The following is a 19,048-nucleotide window of genomic DNA, read 5'->3' as shown; positions in this document are numbered from 1 at the left end:
AACTAATATTTAACAGTTACTATGATAAATCGCTTATCGTTCCATTCTATGGAAATTTAGCATAAATTTAATGTCATTTTTGCATAAAGCTCTACAACCTTGGCTGCGTACCTGTTTGACCAGGAACAAGGTTGGGTGTTTCAGTAACAGGCGGGTTATTTTGTTGGTCAATCGGAGGAACTGTGGACGGCTGTTCTGTGGGTGTGGGTGAAGGTGAGATGTCTGTGGGTGTCGGTGTAGGTAAAGGTGGGGTTTCTGTGGGTGTAGGTGAAGGTGGGGTTTCTGTGGGTGTAGGTGAAGGTGGGGTTTCTGTGGGTGTAGGTTGGACGGGGTTTTCTAATCCAACACTAAAACTGTAATTGCTTTGAGGAAGTTCTGGGACAGGACGTACCTGAATCGTGTATCTACCAGTAAAAGGCAATGTTCCTTGGTAGAATGAAAACTCTCTGGCTGCATTATCGATTGGTTCTTGATTTGGAGCCAAAACTGATAACAAAACACTGCCTTTTTGAGCAAGCAATACTGTTAACTGTTGCCCTTCTTCACCAGAAAAGGTGTACTTAATTGTTTGATTAGCTTTGAGAGTCCCCTCAACGTTAGCAGTGTTAGATGTTCCAAAATTTAGGCGCTTGCTATAGACAACAGGTTCATTGTTGGTAGCTGTGGGTGTCGGCGTAGGTGTGGATGTGGGTGTAGGTGTTAACGTAGTTTCACCAGGAATCACAGGTGAAGGGAAAGCTTGCGGCTGTGTTGATGCTGTTTCTGGTGTTGCTTGTGACTTATTACGGATGGACATCACCACCGCCCAAGAACTGAATCCAGCGACAAGAATAACAATAATCGTGATTCCTAAAAGTGCCAAAGGATTATCTAAAACTGAACGGTTGGTTTGTTGTGGAATGACTGGCTTAGGTTTGTTGGGAGTAGATGGTTGTACTGATGGTTGTACTAAATCCGGGCGGCGACCAACGGCAATTGTTTGTACATTGGACAGATTAGGAGTTGAAACGTTGGGTTGTTGGGGAGCTTGTAATGCTTGTAAGACATCAGCAGCATTTTGGTAGCGATCGCCCGGTTTTGCATTTAACATGCGATTCAACACAGACGCAAATTGTGGATTGACACTCACCCAGCGTTGCCAATTCCAAGTAAGATGGTGTTCATCGAATAAATCTTGAGGTTCTTTCCCAGTCAGCAACACGATTGCTGTCACGGCTAGCGCATACAAATCACTGCTAGGATATGCTCGACCTGTTTGGATTTGCTCACTAGGGGCATAACCATATTTTCCTACAGTGGTTGCTGGCGTTGTCTTATCTGGAGATTTTAACTTCGTTGCCAGTTCTTTGACCACCCCAAAGTCGATTAACACTGGTAAATTGTCCCTGTCTCGCAGAATAATATTATCTGGTGCGATATCCCGGTGAATAATTCCTTGGCTGTGAAGATACTCCAACACTGGTAACAAAGAGCGTATAAGTTGCAGCACTTCTTCTTCTGTAAATGCACCTCCAGAGGCTTTGCGCTCATCGAATAAAGTACGATAAGTTTTTCCGGCTACATAGTCTTGCACCAAAAACAAGCGCTGGTCTTGTTCAAACCTTTCCCGGAATTGAGGTACTTGCGGGTGTTTTATTTGATACAAAATTGCGCCTTCTCGCTCAAACAGTTCTTTTGCCTTCTCCCAAGCGTAACCCCCCGTTACTGTTGGAATTAATTCCTTAATGGCACAAAGTTCGTTAAAGCGTCTTTGGTCTTGAGCGAGATAGGTTCTACCAAATCCGCCCTGACCGAGAGTTTGAGTGATCCGGTAACGGTTTTGCAAAACAGTGTCAGCTGTAATGGGTGGTTGCATCGTCAATGAATTGAGTGTAATAGCAACAGAGGAGGACTTCACTAGGATACGGATAGTTTCCAGACCGACACCGTAGATAGAAGTTTATATATTTATAGCGATTTTCAATTGGATCGAACACACTCACCTATTTGCGCTGCGGAGGCTGCCACTGTACCTGAAAGCTCAGTGGTGAGACGGCAGGCGCGGGACTGTCGGGAAACCCGCAAGGGCGGACTGCCTCAGGAATTGCAGGTTTCGCCGTGATCTCAGCCGAACGGTTAAAAACGAAACCCCCCGTGACCAATTTCTTGCCCTGGACAGGGAAAGGGGGCGGGGTCTTATACCAATTCAAAATTCACTCGTTCCCAGGCTGGAGCCTGGGAACGCCGTCATTCCTAGGCTCTTGCCTCTCGTGTTTGGAGGAGGCAGGGGCTAGGCTGTTGATTCTGAGGGTTTTGAGTTAAATAAGAGTTTCGTCTAGGGATTTCCAAAAATAAATTATTCATCTTGTGAGGTGAGCATCGGGTGCCCGCCCTCGATCTGAACAGGCGAGACGGCCGTTCCACAATAGATTAGATTTTTGGATACTTTTTTATTTGGAAGTCCCCTAAGAATTGACCGCATAAAACCTGGATGAAAAATTTTCGGCTAATTACCCACAAAATCAACACCCTAGGCAGGAGCCTCCAAAAAAAAGCATTCCCAGGCAAAACCTGGGAACGAGGGAGGGGACTTACGGCGAATTAGTTAAGACGCTCCCCATAAATAGAATTTATTTGCTGTGCGCCCTCGGATATTCGGACATCATTTAACCCGGTAAATTCTAGTAACAGGTACTAGTTTCTACCGTGTATCGGGCTATGTCCTGGTCGTAACGGTGATATTGAAAAAGCCTGCTTAGGCAGGCTTTGTTTGCATAACCCCACTCCATAAGGGTGAGGGTTGCCGTATGACTAATTTTAGAAAGTGAAGGTGGTACGCAGTGTACCTACATAAATAGTGTCGTTGTTGTCGTTGTGTTCTGGGTTCAAGATGACTAGTACACCAGGGGTGACAGCAATATTGTCACTGAGTTGCAGTTTGTACAGCGCCTCTAGGTGATATGAGGTGTCCCTATCTTGACGACGAATGCCATTTGCTTGGACGAAATCGTTGCCAGTCGCTTTGGGTGGTTGACCAAAGATAAAAGCAAGCACGCTACCTTGTCTGCCAAAGTCTCTGAAAGAGAGGGTAGCAGCATAGGTCTCAAAGTATGCATTATTACCACTTGCAGCCCCCTTACCTTGTGCCTCACTGTAACCATACCAACCACCAATGGTAATTTTGGGTCCTAGTCTCAAGGCGGCTTCTACGGCGTAGTGGTCAGAACTCAGAGCAGCACCACCGAAGGGGTTATTGGCATACTGACTACCAGTGGAGTCAAAGAGGCTAATAGTACCACCACCAGCAAGACCTCCTGTATTCTGATAGGTATGAGCGTAGGTCAAACCGATGTTGAACGCTTGATTGGGCTGGAAGGCTATCTGACCGATAGCTGAATAACCACCATCGAACAGACCTGAGCCATCGTTAGGGTTATTCGCTCTGTTCGATAAATAACCCGCTGACACAGTGATAGGTCCTTTGGGGTTCACGGTAATTGTCGCACCTGAACCGCCATTACCTTGGCGGTAAATGGGGTTGAAGCGACCAAAGCGGGAGATGGCACCTCTACCAGAACTCGCGAGGTCTGGGTTGAAGGTGTTGATGTTCTCGTAGAACTCACCACCAAATGCATCAACCTTGATGCGTATAGCCTCACTTAAGTTAAATGCGTAGTTGAGTTTGTCAATCTCAATGTCGTTGGCACCTACGTTTCGATTAGCGCCAGAGCCGGCATCCCCATCAAATGCCAAACGGGTCATGTTAGTACCCGTTACGTTTGTACCGTATGGGGTGATATTGCGAGCCTGTAAACGGGTTTGTAACTGGTCTGTGCCAAAGAAGCTAGTGTTCAAGTTCAAACGAACTCGGTTAGCGAAAATGGTGTTGGAATTTAACTCAGGAGCTGTTGCCGGGTTGACACCAGAAGGAACAGCCCTATCATCGCTACCAAAGATATCAGATATATTGAAAATCGCTTCCCCAACCAGCTTGGTGGTGGTGGAGAATTGATTTGCTTCCAACTCAGCAGTACGAGCTTCTAAAGCATCGACACGACCGCGTAGGGTAGCCAATTCAGCAGAGAATTCTTCTTGCAAGCGCTGCAAAGTAGCTAAGTCTTCTTTTCTTACCAGATCAGCGGTAGCTGTTGCAATCAGTTCGTTCACCCGATCCAAACAAGCATTCAAACCAGCGGCAAACTCATAACGGGTCAAAGCACGGTTCCCGCGATAAGTCCCATTGGGATAACCAGCAATACAACCGTAGCGCTCTACCAGAGACTGCAATGCTTGGAATGCCCAGTCTGTTGGTTGTACGTCGGAAAACTGAGAAACAGATGTTACTTGGCCGAGGTTGTCAGATTGTGCCGTCAACTGGGACACGGAAGTCACCTGTTCGTTAACTTCAGAAGCCATAGCGCTATTTGCAGCGAAAAATGTGGCGGCGACAACAACTGGACTCAGCTTGAGAAAGTTTTTAGCCTTAAATAGTTTCTTCATGATTTATGTCTCACTCACACCTACCGACTTAATCATGGTATAATTCCCTAAAGCAGATAATTTTTTGGGAATTTACTAATGATTTTCTGTCAGAATTGTACCAGATGTGAGTGGTGATTAAAACAAGTTAATCACCACTTAATTTTTCATATCGCTATTTGCATTCTTTATTTGATAAACGCAGAATAATGCGACGTTTGTGACGTACAAGGGTTCCTTCTTCCTCAAACTGCTGGAGCAGTCGAGTTACGGTTACCCTTGTTGTATTTAGCACCTCTGCCATTTCTTGATGAGTCACATTGAGGTCGATGAGCTTTCCTTGCTCGACGTCGCGACCGAACTTTTCACTTAGCCAGACCAGAAATTGCCATAAGCGCAAAGACATTGGCTTACGGTGTACGATGCTCAGTAATTCTTCTGCCTGTTGGATGTGAGACAATAGAGCCTCGACATCCTGATTCCACAAATGAGGTGGTACGACACTCACTTCGACGCTAGTCAGGCATTCAATTTGATAAGGCTTGACTTTGGACAAAGGATAACCAACCAAATCCCCAGTTCCCCAATAACCCAAAGTGATAAACGTTCCGTCTTCACTCCAGGTTAATGTGCGAACTGCTCCGCGCTCAATGCGCCACAGTACGTCATTCCGCGCCGGAATAATTTCGCGTCGCGTCAGCAGTCGTTGCGGCAATTGTCCAGTAGAGGAAGAATGATGAGACTGGGCAGAATTTTGAGAACGACTTGTGGAATACATCATGATATTTTGTAGACTAAAACTAATTAAGTGCTCAATTTCGAGGTTGTAGTCGCCATCTGGGGTAGTTGGCATCAGATGTTGCCTCATGGCGAAATTGGTTCAGTGAATTACACTGGCGCTTTTTGCCATCAAGCTAAGCCATAAGGTAGATTTCAGCACTCGGAAGACTTTGGTAGCTTAAGAACACCATTAGGCTGGTTGACTAAAATAGTAAAAGTGGGTTAATAACTAACAATTCAGACTCTATGATTGCTGTAAACACGCTAACCAGTGGAAAACTTGAGTTGACGGTAGGTATGTAAGAACAAGTCATAGGGTTAACTAGTGTTCAGAGCATACTGTTGTTGTCTGATATGAAATCATTTTCGTGTAAAGTTGATGCCTTGTGTTATTTTTATTTCTAAAGATTTATTGAGAAATGATCTAAAAAGCAAAAACGCGTGTATAAAAAGTAATTCTTTCAGCAGAGAAAAAGAAAGATAGATAACTTAATATAATAACATTTTTCAGTTTTTTTGTCAAGTCAATTGGGATTTTGATATAGCAACAACTGCTGGTTTGGGCGAAGCATCAGGATTTTTGTTGGGCCAATTGGAACCAATAGGAACCTGACGAGATTGTAAAAATTCTTCACCTGTCGTAGTCGTGATCAGAAATTCTCTGGTTTCAGAAGCCTGGTTTTTACGAGTTCCATTGGCTTCTCCAGGATGCTGTATAGAAAGAAACATAGTCTGCTGATCTGGAGCGAAGCAAGGTCCTGTGGTTTCGCATTCCATTGGTCCGATACTAAAGAGAAAAGCTTTACCTGCATCCTCCCCGCTTGTGGGGATGTACCAAAGGGCGTTGTTACCAAACAAACCAGATAGATTTGCTGGTTTTCCCTGATCATTTGCGCGGCTTTTGACAGATTTATTCATTTTGCTAGTGGACATATCTGTTACCATCCAGACATTACCGTTGTTATCTAGCAGTAAATTATCCGGATTAGCAAAACCCAAACCACCCACAGATGGCTCACCGCCAGTTGCTACCATTTGCCAGCGAAAGGTATTTGCGGCTGGATTGTTACCGTCTTCTGTTAGGCGCATCACCCAGCCATACTCGTAGGGAGTTTCGTCTTTGGGACCTTTGAATACTCGTATATCTGGACCACCTTCATTGTCGGGAGAACCAGAGGTGAAGCTAATGTACAAGTCGCCATTAGGAGCAATTTCTGTATCTTCAGGACGAGCTGTGCAGGTTGCACCAGCAGCATTGGCGGCATAATGGGCGTCAATGAGAATCGCACCTTGTTGTTCTTCAGGGTTTCCAATGTAAAGGTCGCCCAGTTTTTTGAACCTCTGCTTGTACTGAGCAATTTCCTCGTCCTTACTCACTTCAAAATCACCGCCTTCGACACGCGGCGGTAACGGCTGGAAACTTTGTCTTCCTTTTTCTTGAGCTTTTGCAGGACCTTTTGGCAAACGAATCAGGTTTCCAGCAATTGTGCTAGGAAGGTCTGGATTGATAGGTGTGTCAGTTTTTAAAGGTATCCAACGACCTGTACCATCGGGGTTGAATTTTGCAACGTAGAGCATTCCTTGGGAAAGTAACCGGGAATTCGCTTTGTCTTTGGGGTCGTTCACCTGATCGCGGCTGACAAATTTGTAAATGTGTCCGCCTCGGCGATCGCATCCTGAATAAAAAGCCAATGGTTTCCCCGCCTCTACACGGACACCCACCGCTTCATGATGATAGCGTCCCAGCCAAGTATGTTTCGTTCCGTAGTCGTTGGGATTAGCGGGATCGACTTCGACGATCCAACCATATTTATTTCCTGCTAATCCAAAAACGTTACCTTGTCCGAAGAGTTCCTCATCACCTAAACCGAAAGGTCGCTGACCAGGGTCAAACGACGTGCCATCAGCATACACTGGTTCTGGGACTTGTGCCTGAAAGTTTTCTTCAGCGCTGAGGACTGTCCCCCAAGGTGTGGTTCCACCAGCACAGTTACCATAAGAACCAATGATGCGATCGCCTAACTTATCTATATATCCCAATCCCTGCTGCTTGCGGAAAACTGCTACCGCAGGTCCAGTTGATTTAAGATAACGCCCATCTTCTAAACCAGAGATACCACTAATTCGTCTATCTGCTTTGGAACTGGTACGTTCCCACTTTCCGTCGGCTGTTTTGCGAATGGAAATAACACCTAATCCTTGGTCTAGCAGTGCTTCTTTGCTAATCTCGCGTATTTTCGCTTTTATCGGGTCTGAGTCTGGCAAAGAAAAGGCGTTTATCTCGTTTTTTCCTGATTTCTTTTCTTTCAGCGCTGCTTTTACCTCATCAAACGGCAGTGATTTCCCAATCACCTGTTCGTAAGTTTGCATCCAAGGTATGGCGCTGATGTATTCAAAGTTTACTGACAGATACCCTTCATTGTCACCAGTTGGGACGAAAGACAGATAGTCGTTGTTGTAACCGAAACGAGAATCACCGACTTTATCACCCCACGCCGCAATCACTTGGTACTGATATCCTTGTGGCAAGACCAAATCATCCCGCACTTCATAGGCACTATATTGCTCTTTTTGCTGTTCGGGTCGGAACCCAGCTGTTTCTAGGGGAATCGGACCTTGAATTGGTTGAAATGCAAATGCTGCTTTCACTTCTTTTGTGGTAGGTTGCACTGCGATTTTTTTTTCGCATCCTACTAAAGAATTGAGCGCTACTGCACCTGCGCTGCTTCCCAGCAACAACAGGAAATCCCGACGTGTGATGCTCATCTGGTTTATCGATTACACTGAAGCCATCTGTTGGATAGCTCACAACTTTCACCTGGTCATTGCCTAATCTAAGCGGGAAAGTTTAAGAATAGGTAAGTTTTTTGTAAAAATTTTGTTAAATAGTGAATATTTAAGCCAAAGATAATGTAGTGTCTTTCTATTTTCAAATTAACAAGGAACAGGTTACAAGGAAGAAGGTCTTCTTTGTGACCAAGCGGGGGAAACATCACACGCCTGTTGAAAATTCGCGGTCTATAATTCTGTCTGTGATCCGCTACTAATTGCCTTCTTCGTTCTTTCTTCCATCTTCTTCCTTGGGCTTTAACTTACGGGGAGTTTGAGGGGCGGTAAGTCCCGCGCTGTACATGCAAGGTCAGCGTCGGGATACACGGATCCCTCATGCCAATATTGGGGACTCGATGTCCGCAATATTGGTATTTAGAATCTCGACTTTTCCTGTTAATATGGTTTTCTTTCGTTGATAAAAACCTGATTCATGAGCCTAGTTCTGAACTACACCTACCGACTATATCCAGATGCTGAGCAAGAAGCTAAGCTTCTTGACTGGCTAGAGATATGTCGTGGTAGTTACAACTATGCTCTGGGAGAAATCAAAGATTGGTGTAATTCACGCAAGTGTGCAGTAGATCGTTGTTCTGTGTCGTCAGAATATATCATTGCCGCCGATGCTCCATTTCCTGGATACTATCGGCAACAAAATGCCCTGCCTCAGGCAAAGAAAGAATATCCAAGGCTTGGTGAAGTTCCATCACAAGTATTGCAAACCACCATCAGGCGACTTCACGATGCTTGGGAATTCTTTCAAAAACAAGGATTTGGCTTTCCAAGATTCAAAAAGCAATACAGTTCAGTTAAGCCCCAAAGTCGTGTAAATTAAGGATTATCCCCAAGAGTGGAAATTAACCGTGGTGCATCTCAAAGATTTCTCACTGTTGTCTCCAACGATACAAAATAGCGATTTACTCAAAGCGATAGAGACAGCCATTCCTGCAACTGCGATAGAGCGAGCGAGCATAACAAGCAAGGCCAGTGAAGAAAGAAATCGTTCTTTACCAGCACATTTGGTAGTCTGTCTACTAGTAGCAATGAGCCTTTGGTCGAGAGATTCGATGCGGGATGTACTCAAAAACTTAATTGATGGGATGTCTGAGGCATGGGTAAAGGTTGGTAAATATTGGCGAGTGCCATGTAAATCAGCAATCACTCAAGCTCGGCAGCGGTTACGGCCAGGGGTAATGAGCCGATTATTTCACCAGTTAGTACAACCAATGGCGACTGGGGAGACAATAGGAGCATTTCTAAATGGACTACGAATTGTGGTGATTGATGGCACTTGTTTTGATGTTCCAGACAGTGATGAAAATGCGAGAGTTTTTGGTCGCCCCAGTAGTCGTCCTGGGACAGTTGCCGCGTTCCCTAAAGTTAGATTAGTGATATTAGTAGAAGCAGGAACACATATAATATTTGATGCATTGATGTGTCCGTATCGCATAGGAGAACGAGTGCGGGCATTAAAATTATTACGCTCTGTCACATCAGGGATGTTGTTGATGTGGGATCGGGGATTGCATTCGTATGCAATGGTATATGCAACAGTGTCTAAGGGGTGTGACTATTTAGGGAGAATTCCTGCCAATGTTAAATTCTTGGCAGAAAAATCGTTGTCAGACGGCTCTTATCTGTCATGGATTTACCCATCTGCAAAGCTACGAAAAAAGGGTTGTCAGCCAATATCAGTACGAGTTATCGAGTACACAATTGAGCATCCTGAAAACCCAGAAGAACAAGTGACATATCGCTTGATTACTAGCCTATTAGATATTGAAAAATTCCCAGCAGAGTTGTTAGCGAGGGAATACCATCAGCGTTGGGAAGTAGAAAACACGATTGATGAATTGAAAATACATCTTTTGGGGCGAAAAACTCACGTTCGTTCCCAAAAACCACGCGAAGTCGTGCAAGAAGTATACGGTTGGTTGTTGGGACATTGGTCAGTAAGGGTGTTAATGTTTCAAGCTGCAACCACTACCGGGGTTGCACCATTACGTCTAAGTTTTACAGGGACATTACGAGTCATCCGTCGTGCTATCCCTAAGTTCCAACGTTTACACCAAGAAGAATTCCCCCTTTTTTCGATTGGTTGCTCGTAGAGATTCTAGATACATTGTTACCCGAACGGGTTCACCGAAATAACCCTAGAGTTGTGAAAAAACCTGTATCAAAGTTTCGTTCTAAAAAGCTAAAACACAGAGGTACTGGACAACAAGTCGAAGCTCCCAAATTCCACATCACTAATCAGCCTTTTAGCCTTAACTGAACCGTATTGATTCAAAAAGTACGGGCAACTTAAATCAATCTTGTTTCCTCAGATAGCTCCCGATGCTATTACTGGGTGGCAGGTCAAGATTCCTAAATTAGGATTAGTACGCATTAACTTACATCGACCAATCCCAGAAGGATTTGTTGTTAAACAGCTAAGAATCATCCGTAAAGCAGTACGATGGGAAGCTGTGATCACAATTGAATCCGATGTAAAAATCCCTACTGTTCAACCACATGGTCGAGCGGTGGGGATTGATCTAGGGCTTAATAAATTCTTGACAACGTCTGAGCGAGAATTCATCGGTAGACCCAGGTTCTTTGTAGACAAGCAAAGGAAGCTGAAATTGCTCCAACGCCGATTATCTAGAAAGACGAAACGGTCTGCAAATTACGAGAAAGCTCGCTCTAAGGTTGCCAAGCATCACAACAATATAGCCTTCTCACGCAAAAACTACCACTACAAGACGGCACACCATCTGTGTTCCGACAAGCAAGTAGGGATGATATTTGCTGAAGATTTGAATTTGAAAGCAATGAGTCGAGGAATGTTGTGTAAACATACTCTCGACGCTGCTTTTGGACAGTTCTTGAATATCCTTGAATTTGTGTGCTGGAAAAAGGGTGTATTCTTTGCGAAGGTTAATCCGAATGGCACGTCTCAGACTTGTCCAATGTGTTTGGAGGAAACTGGAAAAAAAGACTTATCGCAACGAATACACGAATGTTACTTTTGTGGCTATAAAACAGACAGAGATCACGCTGCTGCTGAAGTAGTGCGACAACGTGGTCTTGAGCTTATTAGTACGCAGGGACTCTGCGGAATGGAAACTGCCTGTGCAGTCGGTCTGCCGGGGGTGGAGAAAACTTCATCTAGGTCAGAGGCGAAATCTGACTCTCGTAAGGGAGGCAGAAGAACCAGGAATGCCCAACCGTAAGATTGGGAAGCCCGCGCTGTACCGTAAGGTCAGCGTCGGGAAGATGTCACTAATATGCAATACGTATTGCCTTTAGCTTGTCTTTTCGATTGAAGGGTGATTGATGCGTTTTAAGGGGCAGCAAGCTAATTTGCAATAATTATATTACATCTAATATTTAACTATCTTGCATACATCTATCTAAAGTACTATTTTGAAGAGAGTAGTCAGCTTGTGACCAATTCGGAGTCCCCACAGAGGAGCCAAGGCGTTCCAAATGAGGGATTGTAGGCAGAGTGGAACTGCTTCGCCATAGCTTACACCCATATCGGCACAATACCTTGCGCTCCTACTTCCTAGCTATGAAGAAATATCTAACTCCGTTGACCAGTCACAATATATGCCACACGTTGACCGATGTTGGTCGCATGATCTGCCATGCGCTCCAAACAACGAATCGCCAGTACTAGTAGCAAAATAGGCTCAACCACACCTTGGTCGTACTTTTGATGAGCTAAGGTCTGATAAAGCCGTTCATAAGCACTATCTACAGCATCATCGAGTCGCTTTATACCTCGTCCGTTGACTTCATCTAAATCTGCCAACGCCACTAAGCTCGTTGCCAACATTGCTTGGGCATGGTGAGACATGACTGCAATCTCTGGTACACAGGGATGAGGCGGATACGGAAGGATTTTTATGGCAATTTCAGCCAAATCCTTGGCATAGTCGCCAATACGTTCGAGATCGCGCACGAGCTGCATAAAGGCACTCAAACAACGTAAATCTTGAGCTGTAGGAGCTTGCAGCGTCATGATTGCTGTACAGTCGGATTCTATTTGTCTGTAAAAGCGATCAATTTTTTTATCTAATACAGGAAGTTCCTCAGCTGCTGTCAGGTTGTTGCTAAACAAGGCTTGGTGGCTTAGGCGAAATGATTGTTCGACCAAAGCCCCCATACGCAAGACATCCTGCTCTAAGCGCCTAATTTCGCGAGCCAGCTGGGGTCTGTCAGGATTGGGACTATACAGGGGGAGTTTCACACTTGTAGTCTCAAACATGAAGATATTTTCAAATATAGTCTTGGCTGTCATAATTTGCCACGATGCCAGGTAGTTCTACTTGCAACCAAGCACCGCCTGTCTCCGGATGGTTCATGGCTTTTATAGAACCGCCATGTGCTAGAACAATTTGCTGGACAATTGCCAAACCCAAACCACTACCAACAGTTGCTGTAGCGGGATTACTCTCTGAGGGTGTCACACGCGAGCGTGCTTGATCCCCTCGGAAAAAGCGCTCAAACACATGGGGTAAATCTGCTTGGGAAAAACCCATTCCAGAGTCAACAATGTCAATTTCTAGCGTTGATTCCTGATTATTCTGTCCCGGAACGATTTTTGCTTCAACGAGAATGGTTGTACTTGGAAGACTGTATTTGATACTGTTGTCCAGCAAATTGAGAAACACCTGGTAAATGCGAGATTCATCGGCGTTGATCCAGATATTTTCTGGACCACAATACCTTATTTGAATCTGATGTCGCTGTGCTAGGGGTGTTAAAGTTTCCCACACAGAGAAAATCAGCGATCGCACTTCCACTTTTTGACGATGCAGTTGGATGGTTGGGTTGGTTTCCAGTTGAGTGAGTTCTAACCAACTTTGCACTAAGTGAATCAATCTGTCAACCTCCTGTAAGAGGCGGTTAACCCAACGATCCAAGGGCGGTTGCATCCGGTCTTGTAATGTTTCGACAACCAGACGTATGGAAGTCAGGGGAGTTCTGAGTTCGTGAGCCAGATCAGAAAAAGCGCGATCGCGTGCTAAATTCATATCCAGCAAAGGCTGACGGTTTTCTATAAAAACTCCCACTTGTCCCTTGTCTAAGGGTAAGCTTGTCGCCTGTAACATCAAAGGCTTGACTTCTGATATCGCCGCTGCATTCTCGTAAGAAGGATGGAACACCCACTCCTTTGACTGTGGCTTTTGGCGATCGCGAGTTTTCTCAATTAATCGGTCAAGTTCGTAAGACCTGACTAACTCTAGCAACAAGCGCACTTGTCCGGGTTGCCATCTTTGCAGATCCAACATTTTCCGCGCCTGCTCATTACACCAGAGCAATTGATTTTCTTCGTCAACCTGTAAATACCCCACTGGCGCGAACTGCAGCAGATCTTGATATGTTTTGAGCAACTGCTGCAATTGTTGGCGTTGTTGCTTGACCAATCGAATTTCGTGCCGCAACCCAGGAATCAGCAGCGCCAAGTCAGAAGAATGCCCGCTTAACGGTCGCAATACTTGCCCTAGGTAGCGGTTCAGTTGAAACTGTTGCCACACCCAAAAACTTACGCCTACCGCTAAACCCAGTAAAAATCCTAGTATAAGCATTGCTAGTTGTTAGTTGTTCTCTGACAACTAAAAACTAACAACTATCCAAATCGATAGCCAAAACCTCGTACTGTCACAATATATTCTGGACGACTCGGGTCTTGCTCTAATTTTTCGCGTAACCAGCGAATATGAACATCCACAGTTTTGCTATCGCCAACAAAATCTGGTCCCCAAACTTGATCTAACAATTGCTCGCGTGACCATACCCTCCGGGCATAGCTCATAAACAGTTCCAGCAGTCGGAATTCCTTAGGCGACAAATTCACCTCTTGAGCGCGAACCAGTACGCGACATTCTTGGGGATACAAACTAATTTCTTTATACTGTAGCACTGGTAGCTGAGGCAAAGTGCTTAAGCGTTGGCGGCGGAGCAAAGCACGACAACGAGCCACCAGTTCCCGCATACTAAAGGGTTTGGTGAGGTAGTCATCTGCTCCCACTTCCAGCCCCAAAACGCGGTCTGTTTCACTCCCCTTAGCGCTCAGCATTAATATCGGTACTGGGTTTCCTTGATATCGGAGCAACCGGCAGATATCTAGCCCATTGATTTGAGGCAGCATCAAATCAAGAATCACCAGATCAAAAGAAAGTTCTCCGGAATTTGGTTCATAACTTTTCAGGTATTCTACAGCCAACCGCCCATCAGTGGCAGTTACCACTCCATAACCTTCTTCTTCCAAAGCTAAAACAAGCATTTCCCGGATAAGTTCTTCATCTTCTACTACTAGGATGCGGCTTCTTTGTCCAATTTCTGCTGTATGGGGATACTTGGGTGATTCGCTGGTATACATTGATATCACAGAATTTCCTGGTTGTGATTGTATCAATATTAATTATCTAATTTCAGTGTATTTACGCTTTTTCAAAGCGATTTTACTTTGCAATTTGTAACATAAGCAACAGGATTGCTTTTATTATAAACCAATACAACACAAAGCTAACAATTGTTTTTTTACAGTTCTGCTTTTTTAACGTTAAAAATACAACAAATAACCATAGCTAAGGAAACTTCGCGCCCCGGATTTATGACAAAGCTGATATGAATTTATGTAGCAACTAACTTGATAAGTAGGTCGGCACAAATTAAAGTTAACTCGTTCAATGCTACGGGGTCAGCAGCAATGGTAAGTGCATAAGTTGATGCGTGCTTCACCTATAAATTCACGTCCACTTTAATCATGCTCCGTGGGCAGCGATTGCCCGAAGGGCAGACGCCAAAGGCGTATCGAGCGATCAAAAGCGAGCTGCACTCTTTTGATGACAAGCATGAATAACTTGACAAACGAATTTGTCGCTCTATACCGATTAGGATGAGGAAAAATCTATGCTCGATCAGTTTTATAACCGTCGTCGCTTTCTTCAAAATGCCGCTCTATTCTCTACTGGTTTAGTAACTTCATTAGCTTATCAGAAGAAAGCTACTGCCATTAACCCGTCAGCGCCTGTCGAATACATAGTAGTTGGTTCTGGTGCTGGCGGCGGTCCTCTGGCGGTCAATCTTGCAAAGGCGGGGCATAAGGTAGTTCTAATAGAAGCTGGCGGTGAGGACGGTGATGATCTGATCTCGGTGCCATTATTCAGCCCGCTCGTTGGCGAAGATCCAAGAGTGAGATGGGACTACTTCGTTCGGCAGTACACCGACGAGGCGCGTCAAAGCCGCAATAGTAAATACACCGCTGACCGAGGCGGTGTCTTGTATCCACGAGCGGGTACGCTTGGCGGATGCACTGTGCATAATCTGATGATTACGATTTATCCAAATAACAGTGACTGGGATGCGATCGCAGATCTGACTGGCGACCCCAGCTGGAAAGCCGAGAATATGCGAAAGTACTTTGAGCGGCTTGAGGAGTGCCGCTATGTTGAGCGACCAATAAGCACGGACAACCCAACACGTCATGGATTTGATGGTTGGCTGACAACCGAGATTACCGATCCCGCGCTGTTCTATAAGGACAGCAATATGCAGCGGATATTACTCAGTGCTGCCATTGAGGCTGGTGACAAAAGCCTACTTGACGCATTTTTACGCAAAGAACTCGATCCAAATTCTTGGGCGCGTAGCTTGCGGGATACCGAAGGATTCTACAACGTCCCGCAAGCTACTCGCAATGGTCGGCGGCGTGGTCCGCGTGACCTGATTAGAGAGACTGCTGCCGCCCTCCCAAACAACCTGATTGTTAAAACCAACACCCTAGTAACTCGCGTACTTTTCCGTGGCAGGAATGCAGTTGGTGTTGAGTACCTTGAGGGCGCTCATCTTTATCGCGCCGATCCCCAGGCTCCGACCGATGGACCTGAACCCGGACCTAGAAAGGTAATGTATGCTTCTCGCGAAGTGATCCTGGCGGCAGGTGCTTTTAACAGCCCGCAGATTCTTAAGCTCTCCGGCATTGGTCCGGCAGATGAACTGCGCAAACATGGCATTAAGCCAATCATTAACCTTCCGGGAGTTGGCGAGAACCTGCAAGACCGATACGAAATTGGTGTGATAACGCAGATGAATTCGGATTTCACCCTCACTCAAAACTGCACCCCCGGACAACCGTCAGATCCTTGCATGGCTGAGTTTGAGCAGGGTCAGGGGATTTATACGAACAACGCCACCTTCGCAGGTCATATCCGCAAGTCAGATCCAGCGCGACCCGTTCCCGACCTCTTCATCTTTGGCTTACCTGTACCATACCAAGGCTATTATCCTGGTTGGTCTACACCCCTCGCACAAAATAAAAACCAATTCAGCTGGACTGTTTTGAAAGCGCACACCCGTAATCGCGCCGGAAGCGTGAAACTGCGCTCACCTGACCCACGGGATACTCCTGAAATCAACTTCCATTATTTTACCGAAGGCAACGACATCGAAGGCGAGGATCTGGAATCGGTTATTAAAGGTGTCGAATTTGTGCGTCGTATGAACGCGCATATCGCGGATATCTCAAAAGAGGTGATTCCCGGTCCAACTGTTCAATCACGCGAGGAGATTATCAAATTTGTGGAGGCTGAGGCGTGGGGTCATCATGCCTCATGCACTAACAAGATAGGTCCAAAGAATGACCCAATGGCTGTGGTTGATAGTCAATTCCGCGTTCATGGTACGCAAAATCTGCGTATCGTAGATGCTTCGGTCTTCCCGCGCGTTCCCGGCTACTTTATCGTCACACCAATCTATATAATTAGTGAAAAAGCAAGTGACGTTATATTAGCAAGCGCTAAAAGTCAAAAGATCTTGCCTATATATGAAAGTAGCTGAGTATCCTTCAAGCTGCTTACCGAAAAATTGGGTTTAAAGCCCCGTCCTTCACTTCGACAAGCTCAGTGACCACTAGGACGGCTTTATTGATTTCAAGCACGATGCATGAGATTATGGTGATGGCAACGCGGTAATACGCCCAGATAGCCAAGGTTGGTAGCTCGCCCTTCGGGTTCAGCAGTCGCTCATGGGGGAAACCCCCAAGACCGCGCTGCTTCACCATCCACAATGTTCAGCTTCGTGCGACATACTGTGGGAATGAAAAATAGAAAATTTGAATAAACCCTTTCAAACGCGGTCGGACAGTCCGTGTGCGCTTGTGGACGTATCCAAACGGGGATATTTAAGTGCTTGCATTTGGATATCTAGGGAGGACGGATGAAGCAAGAATCCTCATGCCTTCAGGCTGAGGAGTGTCAAAAAGACAGCGATAGTAAATGCATACTAAGGGTGCATTTGTAGAGTGCATAAGTCCTGCACGCAGCCGTTTCAAGGCGACCTGAATCTATCCCACTAAGGGACTTGCAAAAAATAAAATCACCAGGTATAAAAATCATAATAATTGTGATAGGGAGGAGCAGCCTTTAGCTGCTCCTCCCTCCCCCTTTTTGGCGTAAAAGTAGCGAAGGTACATTTTGCCGCCCAGCTTCTTATAAGAGAGGGAGGAGCAATGTAAAAATTATGGTTTTAATAAGGGAGAACGCGTTGAATATTCTGACTCCTGAGTTCTTTCTTGGTCAAAGTATTTTTTTTATGGAGTCAGTCGATTTTTTCTTGAAATCTGAATTAATGAAACCAGGTTCAGTCTTTTTTGGTTTATCTTTTGGTTGTGGAACTGATTTTTCGGTAGCCATATTATTATCCTCGCGATTAAGTACAAAGTTATCTACAATGTGTTTAGGAATAATTCCGTAAAAAGAATTTTCAAGAAATTGATTTTCATACAAAAGAAAATAGAGACGCATAAATCAAGCGTCTCTACCAGAGAGGAAACCCATTAACTATAAAAATTAAAAATTAAAAATTAAAAAATTTCTTTAATAAGCGCCTGATTTTAACGAAGAATCTTTTAATGTTGATTTTTTTGAACCTCGAAGTACCAGGAATCATCGAAAATCTTTTAATGTCGGAATTTATTAACCTGGTAGCACCAGAGTTGGTTTTGACTGGTCTACCTTTGTTAGGAGGTTTTTTACGAGCCATATTAAGAAATGGATAATTGCTTACAAGTTGGGATACACGGCGGGAAATGACTAATCCGGAAAATTTCCAAAAAGAATTGGGTTAAAGGAACAAGAGACGCGCTAGAGATGAAAGCGTCTCTATACTGCAGGGTAAGTGATATTAGGCAAATGCGGAAAAATCTATATTAGGTGGAATATCCTGAATCCGCCCTTGACCTACCGCACGCAATGCTTCTCTAAGAGAAACATCACCAGTGTACAGTGCGCGACCGACAATGACACCAATCACGCCTTGTGGTTCTAATGCCAATAGACTTAACAAATCGGTGACAGAACTGACACCGCCAGAAGCAATGACAGGAATGGAAATTGTCGCCGCGATCGCTCGCAAAGCTTCTATATTTGGTCCAGAAAGAGTACCATCACGTTGGATATCGGTGTATATTATGGCGGCTGCTCCTAATTCTTGCATTTGTACAGCCAGTTGAGTTGCCAAAACTTCCGAAGTTTCTTGCCAGCCGCGAGTTGCTACCATTCCGTTACGCGCATCGATACCGATAACAATCTGTCCGGGAAATTCTTGGCACAGTTCTTGTACGAGTTGGGGTTGTTCTACGGCTATAGTTCCCAAAATGACGCGCTGTACGCCTAAATTCAGTAACTGTTGCACACGAGAGCGATCGCGCACCCCCCACCAACTTGAACGGGTACCGACACTGCTTGAGTTATTGCCTCAATTGCTGGCAAATTAACTAATTCACCTGTTTTTGCTCCATCCAAATCAACTACGTGTAGTCTAGTGGCTCCCTGTTCCACCCACTGTTGAGCCACTTCAACTGGATTGTCGTTGAAAACTTGCGATTGTTCATAATCTCCCTGATAAAGTCGCACGCAGCGACCTTCTAGTAAGTCTATTGCTGGAATAACTTCCATTTATAACTTCTCCTTTTTTCCCAGTGTAAAAT

At 45.0% G+C, this 19,048-nt stretch carries 12 protein-coding genes and 2 pseudogenes; 5 read left to right on the top strand and 9 right to left on the bottom strand.

Features of this window, described 5'->3' with window-relative positions:
* Positions 1-91: 91 nt before the first annotated feature.
* The 4 genes from V5G28_RS21170 to V5G28_RS21155 form a co-directional block, all read right to left on the bottom strand.
* A complete protein-coding gene (locus tag V5G28_RS21170; RefSeq protein WP_332988121.1) occupies positions 92-1,855 on the bottom strand; it encodes a serine/threonine-protein kinase in 1,764 nt (587 codons plus the stop codon).
* Positions 1,856-2,796: 941 nt separating this feature from the next.
* Positions 2,797-4,479, bottom strand: coding sequence for an iron uptake porin (locus V5G28_RS21165; protein WP_336231278.1), 1,683 nt, complete (start codon positions 4,477-4,479; stop codon positions 2,797-2,799).
* 154 nt (positions 4,480-4,633) lie between these two features.
* On the bottom strand, positions 4,634-5,239 hold the full coding sequence (locus V5G28_RS21160) for a Crp/Fnr family transcriptional regulator (RefSeq protein WP_332988148.1): 606 nt from the start codon (positions 5,237-5,239) through the stop codon (positions 4,634-4,636).
* A gap of 518 nt (positions 5,240-5,757) precedes the next feature.
* Positions 5,758-8,004, bottom strand: a complete 2,247-nt coding sequence (locus V5G28_RS21155; RefSeq protein WP_332988119.1) for a PhoX family protein — start codon at positions 8,002-8,004, stop codon at positions 5,758-5,760.
* 496 nt (positions 8,005-8,500) lie between these two features.
* Here V5G28_RS21155 and V5G28_RS21150 point away from each other — a divergent pair, with 496 nt between their 5' ends.
* The 3 genes and pseudogenes from V5G28_RS21150 to V5G28_RS21140 all read left to right on the top strand — a co-directional run.
* Entirely contained in the window at positions 8,501-8,902 is a 402-nt protein-coding gene (locus V5G28_RS21150) for a transposase (RefSeq protein WP_332988118.1), read from the top strand.
* Positions 8,903-9,023: 121 nt separating this feature from the next.
* On the top strand, positions 9,024-10,175 hold the full coding sequence (locus tag V5G28_RS21145) for an IS4 family transposase (RefSeq protein WP_336231280.1): 1,152 nt from the start codon (positions 9,024-9,026) through the stop codon (positions 10,173-10,175).
* 201 nt (positions 10,176-10,376) lie between these two features.
* Positions 10,377-11,282, top strand: a pseudogene (locus tag V5G28_RS21140) (RNA-guided endonuclease InsQ/TnpB family protein); the annotation flags it as partial.
* Positions 11,283-11,635: 353 nt separating this feature from the next.
* Here the strand turns inward: V5G28_RS21140 and phoU are convergent.
* Genes phoU through V5G28_RS21125 form a run of 3 tightly spaced genes read right to left on the bottom strand, consistent with a single transcriptional unit; the run spans position 11,636 to position 14,440 of the window.
* Positions 11,636-12,322: a phosphate signaling complex protein PhoU gene (phoU, locus tag V5G28_RS21135; RefSeq protein WP_332988147.1), complete on the bottom strand. Its 687-nt coding sequence runs from the start codon at positions 12,320-12,322 to the stop codon at positions 11,636-11,638.
* A 10-nt stretch (positions 12,323-12,332) separates the two neighbouring features.
* Entirely contained in the window at positions 12,333-13,646 is a 1,314-nt protein-coding gene (locus V5G28_RS21130) for a sensor histidine kinase (protein WP_332988116.1), read from the bottom strand.
* 41 nt (positions 13,647-13,687) lie between these two features.
* Complete coding sequence (locus V5G28_RS21125; protein ID WP_332988115.1) at positions 13,688-14,440, bottom strand: response regulator transcription factor; 753 nt, start codon at positions 14,438-14,440, stop codon at positions 13,688-13,690.
* A gap of 533 nt (positions 14,441-14,973) precedes the next feature.
* On the opposite strand from V5G28_RS21125, the gene V5G28_RS21120 reads away from it, so the two are divergent.
* Positions 14,974-16,899, top strand: a complete 1,926-nt coding sequence (locus V5G28_RS21120) for a GMC family oxidoreductase (protein WP_332988114.1) — start codon at positions 14,974-14,976, stop codon at positions 16,897-16,899.
* 16 nt (positions 16,900-16,915) lie between these two features.
* On the opposite strand, the gene V5G28_RS21115 is transcribed toward V5G28_RS21120, so the two are convergent.
* Positions 16,916-17,122: a hypothetical protein gene (locus tag V5G28_RS21115; RefSeq protein ID WP_096567584.1), complete on the bottom strand. Its 207-nt coding sequence runs from the start codon at positions 17,120-17,122 to the stop codon at positions 16,916-16,918.
* Positions 17,123-17,971: 849 nt separating this feature from the next.
* Here V5G28_RS21115 and V5G28_RS21110 point away from each other — a divergent pair.
* Positions 17,972-18,118, top strand: coding sequence for a hypothetical protein (locus V5G28_RS21110; RefSeq protein ID WP_332988113.1), 147 nt, complete (start codon positions 17,972-17,974; stop codon positions 18,116-18,118).
* A 125-nt stretch (positions 18,119-18,243) separates the two neighbouring features.
* Here V5G28_RS21110 and hisA read toward each other — a convergent pair.
* Positions 18,244-19,016 (bottom strand): annotated as a pseudogene (hisA, locus tag V5G28_RS21105) (1-(5-phosphoribosyl)-5-[(5-phosphoribosylamino)methylideneamino]imidazole-4-carboxamide isomerase).
* Positions 19,017-19,048: the final 32 nt, after the last annotated feature.

Source organism: Scytonema sp. PRP1 (assembly GCF_036697665.2).
In the GTDB taxonomy this organism is placed as follows: Bacteria; Cyanobacteriota; Cyanobacteriia; order Cyanobacteriales; family Nostocaceae; genus Kalymmatonema; species Kalymmatonema gypsitolerans.
This window is presented reverse-complemented; position numbering and strand designations above follow the sequence as displayed.

Bases quoted from the DNA above. Each gene is read 5' to 3' on its own strand.
- V5G28_RS21170 (WP_332988121.1), bottom strand. From the start codon at position 1,855: ATGCAACCACCCATTACAGCTGACACTGTTTTGCAAAACCGTTACCGG.
- V5G28_RS21165 (WP_336231278.1), bottom strand. From the start codon at position 4,479: ATGAAGAAACTATTTAAGGCTAAAAACTTTCTCAAGCTGAGTCCAGTT.
- V5G28_RS21160 (WP_332988148.1), bottom strand. From the start codon at position 5,239: ATGATGTATTCCACAAGTCGTTCTCAAAATTCTGCCCAGTCTCATCAT.
- V5G28_RS21155 (WP_332988119.1), bottom strand. From the start codon at position 8,004: ATGAGCATCACACGTCGGGATTTCCTGTTGTTGCTGGGAAGCAGCGCA.
- V5G28_RS21150 (WP_332988118.1), top strand. From the start codon at position 8,501: ATGAGCCTAGTTCTGAACTACACCTACCGACTATATCCAGATGCTGAG.
- phoU (WP_332988147.1), bottom strand. From the start codon at position 12,322: ATGTTTGAGACTACAAGTGTGAAACTCCCCCTGTATAGTCCCAATCCT.
- V5G28_RS21130 (WP_332988116.1), bottom strand. From the start codon at position 13,646: ATGCTTATACTAGGATTTTTACTGGGTTTAGCGGTAGGCGTAAGTTTT.
- V5G28_RS21125 (WP_332988115.1), bottom strand. From the start codon at position 14,440: ATGTATACCAGCGAATCACCCAAGTATCCCCATACAGCAGAAATTGGA.
- V5G28_RS21120 (WP_332988114.1), top strand. From the start codon at position 14,974: ATGCTCGATCAGTTTTATAACCGTCGTCGCTTTCTTCAAAATGCCGCT.
- V5G28_RS21115 (WP_096567584.1), bottom strand. From the start codon at position 17,122: ATGGTGAAGCAGCGCGGTCTTGGGGGTTTCCCCCATGAGCGACTGCTG.
- V5G28_RS21110 (WP_332988113.1), top strand. From the start codon at position 17,972: ATGTTGATTTTTTTGAACCTCGAAGTACCAGGAATCATCGAAAATCTT.